The sequence below is a fragment of the Microbacterium helvum genome, from assembly GCF_014779795.1.
Taxonomy (GTDB): Bacteria; Actinomycetota; Actinomycetes; order Actinomycetales; family Microbacteriaceae; genus Microbacterium; species Microbacterium helvum.
In genome coordinates, this window is sequence record NZ_JACXZS010000003.1 from 248,676 (window position 1) to 262,486 (window position 13,811).

Annotated in this window: 11 protein-coding genes; 6 read left to right on the plus strand and 5 right to left on the minus strand. The window is 71.4% G+C overall.

Annotation, left to right across the window (positions count from 1 at the left end; translation table 11 throughout):
* Nucleotides 1–36 precede the first annotated feature (36 nt).
* On the plus strand, nucleotides 37–366 hold the full coding sequence (locus IF188_RS06410) for a hypothetical protein (RefSeq protein ID WP_191170955.1): 330 nt from the start codon (nucleotides 37–39) through the stop codon (nucleotides 364–366).
* Nucleotides 367–467: 101 nt separating this feature from the next.
* The gene (locus IF188_RS06415; protein WP_191170956.1) at nucleotides 468–869 is read left to right on the plus strand and encodes a hypothetical protein; all 402 of its coding nucleotides are present in this window, start codon (nucleotides 468–470) and stop codon (nucleotides 867–869) included.
* A 279-nt stretch (nucleotides 870–1,148) separates the two neighbouring features.
* Here the strand turns inward: IF188_RS06415 and IF188_RS06420 are convergent, their stop codons facing one another.
* On the minus strand, nucleotides 1,149–2,180 hold the full coding sequence (locus IF188_RS06420) for a malate dehydrogenase (protein ID WP_191170957.1): 1,032 nt from the start codon (nucleotides 2,178–2,180) through the stop codon (nucleotides 1,149–1,151).
* Nucleotides 2,181–2,275: 95 nt separating this feature from the next.
* Between IF188_RS06420 and ypfJ the strand changes: the two genes are divergently transcribed.
* From ypfJ to IF188_RS06435, 3 genes are all read left to right on the plus strand, one after another.
* Nucleotides 2,276–3,151: a KPN_02809 family neutral zinc metallopeptidase gene (gene ypfJ / locus IF188_RS06425; RefSeq protein WP_191170958.1), complete on the plus strand. Its 876-nt coding sequence runs from the start codon at nucleotides 2,276–2,278 to the stop codon at nucleotides 3,149–3,151.
* The gene (gene pip / locus IF188_RS06430; protein ID WP_224751527.1) at nucleotides 3,148–4,215 is read left to right on the plus strand and encodes a prolyl aminopeptidase; all 1,068 of its coding nucleotides are present in this window, start codon (nucleotides 3,148–3,150) and stop codon (nucleotides 4,213–4,215) included. The genes ypfJ and pip overlap by 4 nt, the downstream gene beginning before the upstream one ends.
* Nucleotides 4,216–4,707: 492 nt before the next feature.
* The gene (locus tag IF188_RS06435; RefSeq protein ID WP_191170959.1) at nucleotides 4,708–6,291 is read left to right on the plus strand and encodes a DEAD/DEAH box helicase; all 1,584 of its coding nucleotides are present in this window, start codon (nucleotides 4,708–4,710) and stop codon (nucleotides 6,289–6,291) included.
* A gap of 281 nt (nucleotides 6,292–6,572) precedes the next feature.
* Here the strand turns inward: IF188_RS06435 and IF188_RS06440 are convergent, their stop codons facing one another.
* Nucleotides 6,573–7,163, minus strand: coding sequence for a TetR/AcrR family transcriptional regulator (locus IF188_RS06440; protein ID WP_191170960.1), 591 nt, complete (start codon nucleotides 7,161–7,163; stop codon nucleotides 6,573–6,575).
* A gap of 103 nt (nucleotides 7,164–7,266) precedes the next feature.
* Between IF188_RS06440 and IF188_RS06445 the strand changes: the two genes are divergently transcribed.
* Nucleotides 7,267–8,505 (plus strand): FAD-dependent monooxygenase, encoded by a 1,239-nt coding sequence (locus tag IF188_RS06445; RefSeq protein WP_224751528.1) that lies wholly within the window; start codon nucleotides 7,267–7,269, stop codon nucleotides 8,503–8,505.
* Nucleotides 8,506–8,592: 87 nt separating this feature from the next.
* Here IF188_RS06445 and IF188_RS06450 read toward each other — a convergent pair whose 3' ends face one another.
* From IF188_RS06450 to IF188_RS06460, 3 genes are all read right to left on the minus strand, one after another.
* Complete coding sequence (locus IF188_RS06450) at nucleotides 8,593–10,278, minus strand: GMC family oxidoreductase (RefSeq protein WP_191170962.1); 1,686 nt, start codon at nucleotides 10,276–10,278, stop codon at nucleotides 8,593–8,595.
* Nucleotides 10,275–12,065: an aldehyde dehydrogenase family protein gene (locus IF188_RS06455; protein WP_191170963.1), complete on the minus strand. Its 1,791-nt coding sequence runs from the start codon at nucleotides 12,063–12,065 to the stop codon at nucleotides 10,275–10,277. Before IF188_RS06455 ends, IF188_RS06450 begins: the two co-directional genes overlap by 4 nt.
* A gap of 288 nt (nucleotides 12,066–12,353) precedes the next feature.
* Nucleotides 12,354–13,745: an MFS transporter gene (locus IF188_RS06460; RefSeq protein ID WP_224751529.1), complete on the minus strand. Its 1,392-nt coding sequence runs from the start codon at nucleotides 13,743–13,745 to the stop codon at nucleotides 12,354–12,356.
* Nucleotides 13,746–13,811 lie beyond the last annotated feature (66 nt).

Here is a 13,811-nt window from a genome sequence, read left to right on the forward strand (position 1 = left end):
GGATGGTCACCGATCTCGACGAGCGAAGGGTTCCAAATGAATCGAATGGCAATGAAGGCGGTCGCGGCCGCTGCGGCAGTCGTGGCAATCGTCGGGCTGACCGCACTTCCGGCGGCCGCGGCAACACTCAATCTCGGCGCCCGCTCCTGCAGTTCGCCATACCCGCTGGTCGAGACTTACACGTTCTCGTCGGGCAAGACTGCGCACCTCCAGATCGGAGCCACGACAAAGACAAAGACGTTCGACAACGGTACGAACATCATCCACCGTTACTTTCCCAGCAGCCTTTCTTCGGTGAGTGCCAGTTCGGCCACGACGGATGGCGCGTTCCAAGCGACCGGCAACGGCGTCACTTGCACCAACTGACGCCTGCATTATCGGTCGCGGTCGTCGTCTCGATCGGCGCTATGGCGGGCTGCTCGACGGCAGCCCCAGCGACAGGGGCAACCGCAACCCCGAAACCGGCAGTGACTGTCGGGAGCGAGGCAGAGGCCGACACCTTGCTGGCCGATTGTCTTCATGCACGGGGGTGGGACGTCACGGTCAGCAGTGATGGCGGAGTCGAAGCAGAGTTCGCCAACGAGCAACTCGATCGTTACTTGGCAGACCAGGAGATCTGCAGCTCAGGAATCTCCCACCGCGAGTGGACCGATGCCGACTATTCGACGACGTACGACGGGCTCCTCGCCTCATTGTCATGCTTGCAGGCGCGGGGGTACCCGACACCCGATGCGACGCCGTCGCTGCAGCGTTTCGTAGAGCAAAGGCGTTCACCGGACGACGCGATCTGGGATCCCTACTCGCAAGTCCCGCCGAGCAGCCTCGCCGAGGCGTTGTCGCTGTGCCCCGAACCCGATCCGATCTACTGACGCCGTGGCTGAACCTTGAGACGGGCACTGTGGCGGCGTGCTGATCGCCGAATAGGCGCTCGTCAGTCTGCCTGATAGGCGCTCGTCCGTTTGTTAGATTGCCGCTACTCAAGCCGGCGATCGACGGCCGCGATGTGCGACATCTCAACTGGCTGCAGACGCAGCTGGGCGATCGGGTGGTCGACCGCGTGGTGATCAACGCCGGTCCCTACGCATATCGCCGACGCGACGGGGTGGCGGTCATCCCCCTCGCACTCCTCGGACCCGGACGCGGGCCTGTCACAGCACGCCGAGCGCGGTCACCGCGTCGCGTTCGGCGATCAGCTCGGCGACGGACGCGTCGATGCGGGCGCGGGCGCGCGCGTCGATGTCGAGGCCTTCGACGATCTCGTACCCGTCGCCGTGCGAGCGGACGGGGAACGAGCTCACGAGGCCTGCGGGTACGCCGTACTCGCCGCGAGAGACGACGGCCGCCGACGTCCAGGAGCGGTGGGGCGTGCCGAGCTGCTCGTCGCGCACGTGATCGATCGCCGCGTTCGCCGCGGAGGCGACCGACGACGAGCCGCGCACCTCGATGATCTCGGCACCGCGCTTCGCTACGCGGGGGATGAACGTGTCGTCGAGCCACGTCCGCACCTGTGCGGCGCCGCCCAGGCGTTCCGCGAGCGCCTCGACCACCGGCATCCGCTCGACGAGTCCGGTGCGCACGGTCGCGTGCGACACGTCGGGGAACTGCGAGGCCGAGTGGTTGCCCCAGATCGTGACGTCGTCGATGTCGTCGGGCGCCACCTGCAGCACCTCGGCGAGCTGGCCGACGGCGCGGTTGTGGTCCAGGCGCGTGAGCGCGGTGAAGCGGTCGGCGGGAACGTGGGGAGCCGCGGATGCCGCGGCGATGAGGGCGTTCGTGTTGGCGGGGTTGCCCACCACGACCACGCGCACGTCGTCGTCGGCCACCGCGGCGATCGCCTTGCCCTGCGGGCCGAAGATGCCGGCGTTCGCGGCGAGCAGGTCGGCGCGCTCCATACCCGCCGTGCGCGGGCGGGCGCCGACGAGCATCGCGATGTGCGTGCCGTTGAACGCGGTCAGCGGATCGTCGGTCACGTCCACGTCCACCAGCTGCGGGAACGCGCAGTCCTGCAGCTCGAGCGCCGCGCCCTCGGCCGCCTTCATGCCCTGGGGGATCTCGAGCAGTCGCAGCCGCACCGGCCGATCGGGCCCCAGCATGTCGCCCGCCGCGATGCGGAACATCAGCGCGTAGCCGATCTGCCCGCCGCCGCCGGTGATGGTCACGGTCGTGGGTGCGCTCGCCATGACCCGAGCCTATTCCCCTAGCATCCCGTGCCGGATCGCGCCATATCCTCGGCCATTCCGTGCCCCGATCAGGCTGTCGCGGTACCGTGACAGACATGACGTTCAACGAGAACGCCAACGTCGGGGGGAACACGGCGAGGCGTCGCGGGGCGGGCGTGGCAGTCGCGGGCGGCGGGGTCGTGGGCCTCGGCGCCATCGCCGTCCTGCTCCTGCAGCTGTTCACGGGCCAGGATTTCTCCAGTGTGCTGCCGCTCGGCCCTGGCACAGACGCCTCTGGCGGCGGCGACACCGAGATCGCCCAGTGCGAGACCGGGGCCGACGCCAACGCGAACGACTCCTGCCGCCTCGCGGCGGGCAGCGTCGTGCTCGACAAGTACTGGCAGGACCAGGTGCAGGGCTATCGCGCGCCCACGCTCGTGATCGTCAACGGGTCGGCGTCATCGTCGTGCGGGACGGCATCCAATCAGACCGGGCCGTTCTACTGCCCGCAGGACGAGTCCGTCTACGTCGACCCGACGTTCTTCGGTCTCATGCGCGACCAGTTCGGCGCGTCGGCGGGCGACCTCGCCCAGCTCTACGTGCTGGCGCACGAGTACGGGCACCACGTGCAGTACATCACCGGGATCATGGACGAGCACCCGAACGACGGCGCGGGCGCGACCGGCAACGGCGTGCGCACCGAGCTGCAGGCCGACTGCTTCGCCGGCGCGTGGGTCGGGGCCATGACCGAAGAGGTCGACGAGAACGGGGTACCGTATCTGCAGGCCCCGACGCAGGCGCAGATCGCTGACGCGATCAACGCCGCGAGAACGGTCGGCGACGACAACATCCAGCAGCAGTCCGGGGGCTTCGTGAACCCCGAATCCTGGACCCACGGCTCGAGCGAGCAGCGTCAGCGCTGGTTCCAGCTGGGCTACCAGGGCGGTGTCTCCGCGTGCGACACCTTCGGCGTTCCGGGGGGAAGCCTATGAACGAACATCTCGACGACATCCTCTACCCGCCCATCGAGCCGTACGACACCGGCACGCTGATCGCGGGCGAGGGCAACCGGCTCTACTACGAGCAGGTCGGAAACCCCGAGGGCAAGCCCGTGGTGTTCCTGCACGGCGGCCCCGGTGCAGGGGTCTCGGCCTGGCACCGCCGGTTCTTCGACCCGGCTGTGTACCGCGTCATCCTGCTCGACCAGCGCGGCTGCGGCCGGTCGACGCCGCACGCGAGCGAGCCTCGCGCCGACCTGCGCCACAACACGACCTGGCACCTCGTCGCCGACCTCGAACTGCTGCGCAGGAACCTCGGGATCGCGCGCTGGCAGGTCTTCGGCGGCTCGTGGGGGAGCGCGCTCGCCCTCGCGTACGCGCAGGCCCACCCCGATGCCGTCACCGAGATCGTGCTGCGCGGCATCTTCACGCTGCGCCGGCACGAGCTGGAGTGGTTCTACGAGGGCGGCGCGGCATCCATCGTCCCGGATCTGTGGGAGGACTTCATCGCCCCGATCCCGATCCTCGAGCGCTCGCGCCTGATGCAGGCGTACCACCGGCGCCTCGCCGACCCCGATCCCGCGGTGCACGTGCCCGCCGCGATCGCGTGGTCGAAGTGGGAGGCGTCGAACCTCACCCTGCTGCCCGATCCCGAACTCGTCGAGGCGATGACCTCGCGGCGCGAGGCCGTCGCCTTCGCGCGCATCGAGAACCACTACTTCCTCCACGGCGGGTGGTTCGAGCCCGAGCAGCTGATCGCCGGGGTCGACCGCATCCGCCACATCCCCGCCGTCATCGTGCAGGGCCGCTACGACGTGTGCACGCCCGCGATGACCGCCTGGGACCTGCATCGCGCGTGGCCGGAAGCCGAGTTCGTGATGGTTCCGGATGCTGCCCACGCAGCCTCCGAGCCCGGCATCGCCGCCGCGCTCCGTGCTGCGACGGACCGCTTCGGCGCGGTGGAGCAGAGCATCGAGGCGGAGCCGGAGCCGGAGGAGTCGGAGCCGGAGGAGCCGGAGCCGGAGCCGGAGCCGGCGGACGCCGATGCCGGCCGCTGACCGGAGGCGCACCTCGTCTCGAGCCTGAGCGCACCCGAGCCAGAGCCCGAGCGCACCCGAGCCAGAGCCCGAGCGCACCCGAGCCAGAGCCCGAGCGCACCCGAGCCAGAGCCCGAGCGCGAGCCAGAGGTTCTGCCGCACCGCCCCTTCCCCCGCTCCTCTGTCGACAACGCGGCTTCTCGCCGAGAAACCACGTCATGCGCGCCGACAACATGGTCGCTCGGCGAGAAACCGCGTTGGCGACCGGGGAACAGAGGAGGGGGCGACGAGGGCGGAGCGGGACACGCGTGACGGGGAACGCCCAGCCGTCCCCTGGTAGGGTGGTTAACCTTGCAGCGCGTTCCCCCGCGCTTCTCGCGTCGTAGAACGCTTCCCTCGCCGGCATCCCGAGATCCGAACTCGAACCCGGCTGACATCTTTCGTACGGCGACCCGAGGGCGAGATCCGCCCCGGCCACCGACAGGGCACCGTCGTGCCCAGAGACAGACACTCATGACAGACATGACTTTCGGCGCGCTCGGCGTGCCTCAGCCCCTCGTCACCGCGCTCGCCGCGGCCGGCAAGACCACCGCGTTCCCGATCCAGGTCGACACGCTCCCCGACACGCTCGCCGGTCGCGACGTGCTGGGCCGCGGCAAGACCGGCTCGGGCAAGACGCTCGCCTTCTCGATCCCCATGGTCGCGCGCCTGGGCACGACCCTCGCCGGCGGACCCCGCCGCAAGGGCCGCCCGCTCGGCCTCGTGCTCGCTCCGACCCGCGAGCTCGCGACGCAGATCGACGCGACCCTCGCACCCCTGGCGAAGGCCTACAACCTCACCACGACGACGATCTTCGGCGGCGTGAACCAGAACCGCCAGGTCAACGCTCTGAACGCCGGCGTCGACATCGTCGTGGCGTGCCCCGGCCGCCTCGAGGACCTCATGAAGCAGGGCTTCGTGCACCTCGACGCCGTCGAGATCACCGTCATCGACGAGGCCGACCACATGGCCGACCTGGGCTTTCTGCCCGGCGTCACGCGCATCCTGAACGCCACGCCCGCCGGCGGCCAGCGCCTGCTGTTCAGCGCGACCCTCGACAACGGGGTCGACAAGCTCGTGAACCGCTTCCTGCAGAACGAGGTGCTGCACTCGGTCGACGAGGCGCACTCGCCCGTCGCCGCGATGACGCACCACGTCTTCACGCTCGCCGACGCCGACGCCAAGAAGGACGTCGTCAAGGCGCTCGCCTCGGGCATGGGCCGTCGCATCCTGTTCATGCGCACCAAGCACCAGGCCAAGAAGCTCGCCAAGCAGCTGACGAGCCAGGGCATCCCCGCCGTCGACCTGCACGGCAACCTGTCGCAGGCGGCGCGCGACCGCAACCTCGCGGCGTTCTCGTCCGGCGAGGTGAAGGTGCTGGTCGCGACCGACGTCGCCGCGCGCGGCGTGCACGTCGACGACGTCGAGCTCGTCATCCACGTCGACCCGCCCATGGAGCACAAGGCGTACCTGCACCGCTCGGGCCGCACGGCCCGCGCGGGGGCGGAGGGTGCCGTGGTCACGCTCGTGCTCCCCGAGCAGCGTCGCGACGTGTCGCAGCTGCTGCGCAAGGCGGCGATCTCGGTCGAGCCGGTCGCCGTGACGGCCGAGTCGGCCGAGGTGACCGCGCTCGTCGGCCAGGTCGCGCCGTACGTCAAGCCCGTGCCGGTGGCGGCTCCCGCCCGCGGCGGCGGCCAGAGTCAGGGCGCGAACGCCCAGCGCAAGCGCGCTGCGCGCGAGGAGCGGGGGGATGCCGGCGGCCAGGCCCGGGGCGCCGGTTCCGGCTCCGAAGGTCGTCGCCGTCGCGGCGGCTCCGGCCAGGGCGGTCAGGGCGGCGGTCAGCAGGCGTCCGGCGGTCAGCGCCGGGATGCGGCATCCACGCACGAGAAGGCGTCGCACCAGCGTCACGACCAGAGCGCCGGGCACGGCCGGTCCGGTCAGCAGGCGGCGGGCAACCCCCGCACGCCCGGGCGTCGCGCGTCGTCGGGCGGTACCGGCAAGCTCATGGTCGGCTCGGTCGTGCGCCCCAACGGCACCAACCGCCGCGGCGGCCGCTGACCCCGGCATCCACTTCTCGAAACGCCCCGTCCGCTCAGCGCGGCCGGGGCGTTTCGCTGTCCGCCACTCCCGCTCGTTGAGCGGAGCGAGCAACGAGCGAAGACGAAACGCCCTGAGCTGCCCTGCTCGTTGAGCGGAGCGAGCAACGAGCGAAGACGAAACGCCCTGAGCTGCCCTGCTCGTTGAGCGGAGCGAGGAACGAGCGAAGACGAAACGCCCTGACCGCATGGACGACCTCGTGTCGGACCCCGTTTCGTCGGCGGGCGCCGGAGCGCCTCCGCTCAACGACCGGGTGCCGATGTACCGCCGTTCCCGGCGATCGCCGTCACCGCACGGGCGAGTTCGGCGCCGGTCGGCAGTGACTCGGGGCTGATGATCCACAGCAGGCCGAGGCTCTGCACCAGCACGAACTCCAGCTTCGCGATGGCGTCGAGGTCCTCTGCCGAGAGTTCGGGGCGTGCGGAGCGCAGCACGTCGACGATGCCGAGGTGTGCCTCGTTCATCGCGCCGGCGAGCGTGCGGCTCGCGGCCTCGTCGCGCCAGACCATCACGGAGTTCTCGAAGCTCGCGACCAGTGCCTCGCGGTTGGCGGCGAAGATCTCGGGCATGCGGTCGAACAGCGCCGCGAACCCGTCGACGAGGGGGAGTGCAGCGGTCTCGTCGACCACGGCCTCCATCGCGTCGCCGATGCCGCTGCCGAGGGATTCGGTGAGCGCGGCGCTGATGAGCTCGTCCTTCGACCCGAAGTGGTAGCCGATCGCCGCGAGGCTGACGCCCGCGGCCGTGGCGATGTCGCGGGCGGTCGCCTTGGCGACGCCGCGCTCGAGGATCACCTGTCGTGCACCGGCGAGGAGGTCTTCGCGATTGCCCATGCGTTCATCGTATCCGCAGATTTTGGACATTCGTGCTAGACAAGCGTCCAAGATGTCTGTTAGACATATGTCTCATACAAACGTCTTAGAGATGGGATGCCTCATGAACGACTTCGACCGCGCACCGCACATCCTCGTGTCGGGAGGCGGCATCGCCGGCCTCGCCCTGGCCCTGCAGCTCGTCCGCTCAGGCGTCCGGACCACCGTCGTGGAGCGCGCGGACGCGCCTCGCCCTGGCGGCCAGGCTGTCGACCTGCGTGGGGCGAGCCGCGAGGTCGCCGAGCGGATGGGCATCATGCCGGGCGTCGACCGCTTCCGCGTTCACGAAGAAGGCATGTCGTACGTCGACGGCGAGGGCAACGTCTTCGGCCGCATGTCGATGGCCGACTTCGACGGCGAGGGCGCGGTGGCCGAGATCGAGATCGCCCGCGGCGACCTCGCGCAGGTGCTGCTGGACGCGCTGCAGTCCGCCGCGGACGCCGCGCCCGGGCTGCTCGACCTGCGCTTCGGCGACCGGATCGTCGCCCTCACCCAGGACCCGACCGGCGTCGATGTCTCGTTCGAGCACGGCTACGAAGAGCGGTTCGATGTCGTGGTCGGCGCCGACGGCGTCCACTCGGCCACACGCCGGCTGGCGTTCGGGCCCGAAGAGCAGTTCGCCACCTACCTCGGCGGGTACGCCGCGTTCTTCACGATGCCCACGCCCGCAGATCTCGAAGAGGGCTGGTTCGCCATGCGCTTCGTTCCGGGTGCGACGTTCGGCATCCGTCCCGACCGGGAACCCGCGACGTCCAAGGCCATCCTGACGTTCCGCATGGACCGCGATCCGTCCCTGCGCGGAGACCGTGCCGGGCAAGAAGCGCTGATCCGCGAACGCATCGCCGGCGCCGGCTGGCACGCCCCGGCGGTGCTCGAGGCGCTGGCTGCGGCATCCGATCTGTACTTCGACGAACTCGTGCGCATCGACGTGCCCGACGTCGCGAACGGCCGCGTCGTGCTGCTCGGCGACGCCGCGTCGTGCGGGTCGCCCATGACCGGGCAGGGAACGGCGACCGCGCTCATCGGCGCCTACCTGCTCGCCGCGCGGATCGCCGCGACACCGGACGACCTCACCGGTGCGCTGCGCCGGTATTCGGCCGACATCGCCCCGTTCGCCGAGACGGGCAAGCAGATCCCGGGCGGAGGCATCAAGCGCATGGTGCCCGCGACGCGGTTCGAAGCGGCCATGTCGCGCGCGCTGACCCGGGTGATGTTCTCGCGCGCGGCGCTGCCGCTCGTGCGCCGCATGTTCTCGGGTGGCACCTCGCTGCCTCTTCCCGAGGTCGCGGTGCCGGTGGCGTGAGGCGCGCTGGGCGGGTGGAGTGGATGCCGGGCGCCCGGCATCCACTCCACCCGCCCGGGCACCCCGCGCCGGGCCGCGGGCGAATCCTCAGCGCCGGCCGAGCAGCAGGTCGGCGGCGACCTCGCCGATCACGATCGCGGGGGCGTTCGTGTGGCCGCGGATCACCGTGGGCATGACCGACGCGTCCGCGACGCGCAGGCCAGAGACTCCGCGCACCCGCAGCTCGGGGTCGACGACGGACGCGTCGTCGGTGCCCATGCGCGCGGTGCCCACCGGGTGGTAGAGCGTGTGCGAGTAGCGGCGCATCGAGAGCTCGGCACGCTCGGCGGGCGTCATGCTCTCACCGCCGGCGGGCTGCACCCACGTGCCCGTCGTGATGGTGCGCATCGCGTCGGTGTCGATGAGGCGCTCGCACTCGGCGAGGCCCGCGAGCATCGTCGCCGCGTCGACGCCCTCGGGGTCGGAGAGGTACGCCGGGTCGATCAGCGGTGCCGCCGCCGGATCCGCGGAGGCCAGCCGGATCGTGCCGCGGCTGCGCGGCCGCAGCAGGATGGCGCCCACGGTCAGGCCGTGGCCGGGCGTCGGCACGAGTCCCTCACCGACGTACGGCACCGGGGCGAAGATGATCTCGATGTCGGGCAGGTCCGCGGGCGCGCCCGTCGCGTCGGCGACCGGCGTGCGCACGAACCCGTAGGCCTCGGCGACATTCGAGGTGAGCATCCCTCTGCGCGCGGTGAGGTACTTCACGAGCTCGGCGGGCTTCTCGGCGTCGTACAGCGTTCCGCCGGGCGCGGCGGGCGCGAGACCGGCGACGAGGTGGTCCTGCAGGTTCGCGCCGACGCCGGGAGCATCGACGAGGACGCGGATGCCGTGCTCGGCGAGGTGCTCGGCCGGGCCGATGCCGCTCAGCATGAGCAGCTGCGGCGTGTTGATCGCGCCTCCTGAGAGGATCACCTCGCGGCGGGCACGCACCTGACGCGTGATCCCGCCGAGGTCGGCATACACGCCCGTCGCGCGCGGCGTCGAGCCGGGGTCCGTCGGCGCCTCGAACGTCACCCGCCGCACGTGCGCACCCGTCAGCACCCGCAGTCCGGCGCGGCCCTCGGCGGGGCGCAGGTACGAGTCGGCGGTCGAGGCGCGGGCGCCGCGGTGCTCGCTCACCATGGTCTGGGAGAAGCCCTGGCCCGTCGGCAGGTTCGCGGGCGTGACGGCGTGACCCGCTTCGCGCGCAGCCGACAGGAATCTCGCCGTCTGCGGACGCGGATCGCGCTGGTGCTCGACGGGCTGCGCGCCGTCGGTGCCCTGCGTCGGATCCGCCGGGTCGGTCGTGCGCTCGACGCGGCGGAAGTAGGGGATCAGGGCGTCCCACGACCAGCCGGGGCCGGCAGCATCCGCCCACTCGTCGTAATCCGCGGCGAACCCGCGGACCCACATCATCGCGTTCAGCGACGACGAGCCGCCGAGCGTCTTGCCGCGCGGCCAGTAGATCGTGCGACCCTCCAGCGCGGGCTGGGGAACAGTGTCGTAGTTCCAGTCGTATGCGCCGCGGAAGAGCTTCGAGAACGCGGCGGGAACGTGCAGCTCGAGCGCCTTGTCGGGTCCGCCGGCCTCCAGCAGCAGCACGGACACCGTCGGGTCCTCGCTGAGGCGGGCCGCCAGCGCGGCGCCCGCCGAGCCGGCGCCCACGACGACGTAGTCGGCCTCGAGCCCGTCGGCGCTGAATCCAACGCTCGCGGGTGGCCCGAACGCCGCGCCGCGGGAGCGGCGGCTCATGCCTGCATGGCCTTGGTGAGCGTCGCGACGAGGCCGGGCAGCTTGCCGTCCACGAGGTAGCGGGTGAGTCCGGCGCTCACCTCGGCTCCGGTGCGCGAGCTCACGAACCACGGCGGCGTCGGCAGAATCGTGCCCTTCGACAGGCTCAGGAGCCGGAGTTTGTCGCCCACCGACCGCGGGAACGGCCGGAACGGCCCGCGCGCGACCGACCGCTCGACCCGGTCGAGCAGCAGCGCGTTGTGCACGACGCCGATGCCGCTCGACACGTCGGCGAGCGTCGCACCCGGGTAGCCGCCCCAGGTCAGGCGCGCGGTGAGGAAGTTGAAGGCCGTCCACGTGTTGATCGCGATGTCGCCGTACCGCAGCTCGGCGATGGCCCGCTCGAAGCCGTCGCCGAGCGCCGCCTCGGTCGCGGGATCGATGAGGACGTTGGCGCCGAGGGTGCCGGTGAGCTTGTCGTTCGCGTGGGCGACGGCCGCGTCGAGGAACTCCTGCCCCGTGCCGCCCAGCTCGACGACCCCGAGGATCGGCGCGAAGTACTCGATCGTCTCGACGGGCGCCGGGTCGTCACCGTCCTTGACCTCGACGATCGCGCGGGTGTGGTCGGCGCTCCACGCCGCGTCGGGATAGCTGGATGCCGCGGCCCCGAGCCGCTCGTCGCTGCGGGGGTACCACACCGGGCGTTCCGGGGCAGCGGCATAGGCCTCGTGCAGCCGGTGGAGGAACTCGGCGCGCTGCGGCCAGTCGGAGCTCACGATGACGACCTGGCCGGCGATGCAGTTGTGTCCGGCGTTGACGAGACGCATCGTGGCGACGTGCTCGGCCTGGTACTTCAGATCGGCGGCCGACCACGCGCCCGGCACGACGATGATGGGCGAGACGCCGCCGAGCTCGGCCGTGATCGGCACCTTGAGCTTCGGGGTCTCTCGGCCGCCGGCATCCGGACCCCAGACGATCGCGTCGAACGTCGCGGCCGACCCGGTGATGTGGACGTGCACCAGGCGCGGGTGCGAGGTGAGATACGCGCCGGTCGCGGCGCCGCCGCGCACGATCCGCACGAAGCCGGGCTCGATGAGCGGCGCGAGCGCACGCTCGAACACCGGCACGAGCGAGTCCTGCGTCGGGTTGACCTTGAGCAGTGCCACGCGGTTGTGCGCGAACAGCTCGTACAGCACGTCGGCGACCGGGATCGAGGTGACGTTGCCGGCGCCGAGGACGAGCCCGACGCCGCCCGGCTGCGTGGGGGTCAGCTGACCGAGCCCCGCTTCGCGGCGTGCCTCGGCGGCGGTCACACCCGGCTCGAACCACACCTCGCCCGTGAAGCCCGACAGCAGGAACTTCTCGGTGCCGTTCAGCGGGAACGTGTGCGCGCGCAGGCGTCCGCCCGGAGCCTGATCGAGCTTCACGCCGTCGAGCGGATTCTTGCCGATGGCCAGCGCCTCGAGCGTCTCGCGCAGCGCGTCGAGCAGCCCGATCACCGCGTAGGGTCCGCCGAGCCATTCCTCGCCCGACAGCGCGTGGCCCGGCTCCAGGCCCTTCGACATCGTGGCCGCGTCTGCCCACTCCTGCGCGACCGTGCCGACGGCGTCGCGCACGCGCCCGAGCAGCCGAGCGCGCTGGTCGAGCGTGAGGGCCGCCCACACGCGCGAGCCCTCTTCGAGCCGGTCGATGTCGGCGTCGAGGGCGGCGCGCTCTTCGTCGGGCAGGGTCGCGCCGGTGCCGGCGGCGGCCTTCTTGGTGCGCGGCTTCGCGGGGGTTTTCGCGGCGGCCGAGGAGGTGGGGGACATGTGCTCTCCTTCGAACTCGTGCCCGGAACTCGGGTCGGGTGAGTCCGTCACCGGGCATCCTACGTCACCCGATACAGGCGGCGGCACTCAGTTCCCGCCTCGCTGCGACTCGATCCCACGCTGTTCCGCGGTCACTTTCGGTCCTCTTCCGCCCCGCGACCCGCGACTCGTGACTGCGGAGCAGAGAGGCGTTCTGTTCCGCAGTCACTTTCGGTGCGCGTCCGACCCGCGCCGCGCAGAAGCCGACTGCGGAGCAGCGTTGGAGGGCGGATGCCGCCACCCGGCCGGTCAGGCCGGGTCGATGTCGGCGCGACGCAGCGGATACCGCGCGAGCGTCACGAGGCTCAGCGCGATCAGGGCTGCGGGTACGAGGCTGAAGCTGACGACGATGCCTGTGACGGCGGCATCCGGCTGTTCGACGACCTGACCCGCCGCACGCGAGACGTACCCCGTCATCGCCAGGATCAGCGACAGCGTCGTCGCGCCGAGCGCGAAGCCGACCGTCTCGCCGGCGGTCCACACGCCGCTGAACGATCCCGCCTGGCCGGCCCCGTTGCTGCGCTCGTCGTGAGAGATCACGTCGGGGAGCATCGCCATCGGCAGCGACTGCATGCCGGCGTAGGCGATGCCCGCGAGGCCGACGGGCACGTAGATCCAGTCGCCCGGCACCCACAGCACGCCGAGGATCGACAGCGCCGCGACCCCGAACACGACGCTCGCGATCGCGAAGGTGCGCTCCTTGCCGATGCGGCGGGCGGCGACGCCCCACCCAGGTGCGGCCAGCAGCGCCGGCGCGATGAGCGCGACGAACAGCAGCTCGACCGCGGCCTCCGAGTGCAGCACCCAGGTCGCGACATACTGGGCTCCGGCGAGCATGAGCCCGGTCGCGAGCGCCTGCAGCACGAACGTGCCCAGCAGCAGCCGGAACGGCCGGCTGCGGCGCAGGGCCCGGATGCCGGCGGCATAGTGCTCGCGGATCCCGGGGTTCCCGGCGACAGGGGCAGGGCCCGCCGGTGCCGAGACGCTGCGTCGGGCGACGGTCGTGGCGACCAGCATCCCGAGCCCGATGACGATGCCGCACACGACGCCCATCACGAGGTACCCGACGACCGGATCGTCTGAGACGCGGCGCAGCGCGGGTCCGCCCGCGCCGAACAGCAGGATCGCGAGCGTCAGCACGACCACGCGCCACGTGAGCAGCCGCGTGCGTTCGTCGTAGCGCGGCGTGAGCTCGGCCGGGAGCGCGATGTACGGCACCTGGAACAGGCTGAACGCGGTCGCCGTGAGCGTGAAGGCCAGCAGCACCCAGATGCCCGCCGCGACCGGTCCGAGCGCAGGCGGGACGGCGAACGTCAGCGCGAACAGCAGCGGCAGGGCGCAGGCGCCGATGAGCATGAGACGGCGCCGGCTGGCGTGGCGGGCGAGATCGCGGTCGGTGAGAGCGCCGATCACCGGGTCGATGACGACGTCCCACACCTTGGCGATCGTGATGACGGCGCCGGCCGCGAGCGCCGCCACTCCGAGCGAGTCGGTGAGGTAGTAGGTCAGCACCAGGCCCGGCAGCGTGGCGAAGCCGCCCGTGCCGAGCGACCCGGTCGCGTAGCGCGCGATCGTGCCCGCGCCGAGGCGGGAAGAAATGGATGCCGCGGCCTCGGGCGCCGCGGGAGCCTCATTGCCCATCGCGCCAGTGTAGGTGGCCGCGGACGCTGCTCGCGCACGCGCTTCGTCTCGCGGGCGACGCACGGG

Coding starts and splice junctions, on each gene's coding strand:
- IF188_RS06410 (WP_191170955.1), top strand. CDS start 37: ATGAATCGAATGGCAATGAAGGCGGTCGCGGCCGCTGCGGCAGTCGTG.
- IF188_RS06420 (WP_191170957.1), bottom strand. CDS start 2,180: ATGGCGAGCGCACCCACGACCGTGACCATCACCGGCGGCGGCGGGCAG.
- ypfJ (WP_191170958.1), top strand. CDS start 2,276: ATGACGTTCAACGAGAACGCCAACGTCGGGGGGAACACGGCGAGGCGT.
- pip (WP_224751527.1), top strand. CDS start 3,148: ATGAACGAACATCTCGACGACATCCTCTACCCGCCCATCGAGCCGTAC.
- IF188_RS06435 (WP_191170959.1), top strand. CDS start 4,708: ATGACAGACATGACTTTCGGCGCGCTCGGCGTGCCTCAGCCCCTCGTC.
- IF188_RS06440 (WP_191170960.1), bottom strand. CDS start 7,163: ATGGGCAATCGCGAAGACCTCCTCGCCGGTGCACGACAGGTGATCCTC.
- IF188_RS06445 (WP_224751528.1), top strand. CDS start 7,267: ATGAACGACTTCGACCGCGCACCGCACATCCTCGTGTCGGGAGGCGGC.
- IF188_RS06450 (WP_191170962.1), bottom strand. CDS start 10,278: ATGAGCCGCCGCTCCCGCGGCGCGGCGTTCGGGCCACCCGCGAGCGTT.
- IF188_RS06455 (WP_191170963.1), bottom strand. CDS start 12,065: ATGTCCCCCACCTCCTCGGCCGCCGCGAAAACCCCCGCGAAGCCGCGC.
- IF188_RS06460 (WP_224751529.1), bottom strand. CDS start 13,745: ATGGGCAATGAGGCTCCCGCGGCGCCCGAGGCCGCGGCATCCATTTCT.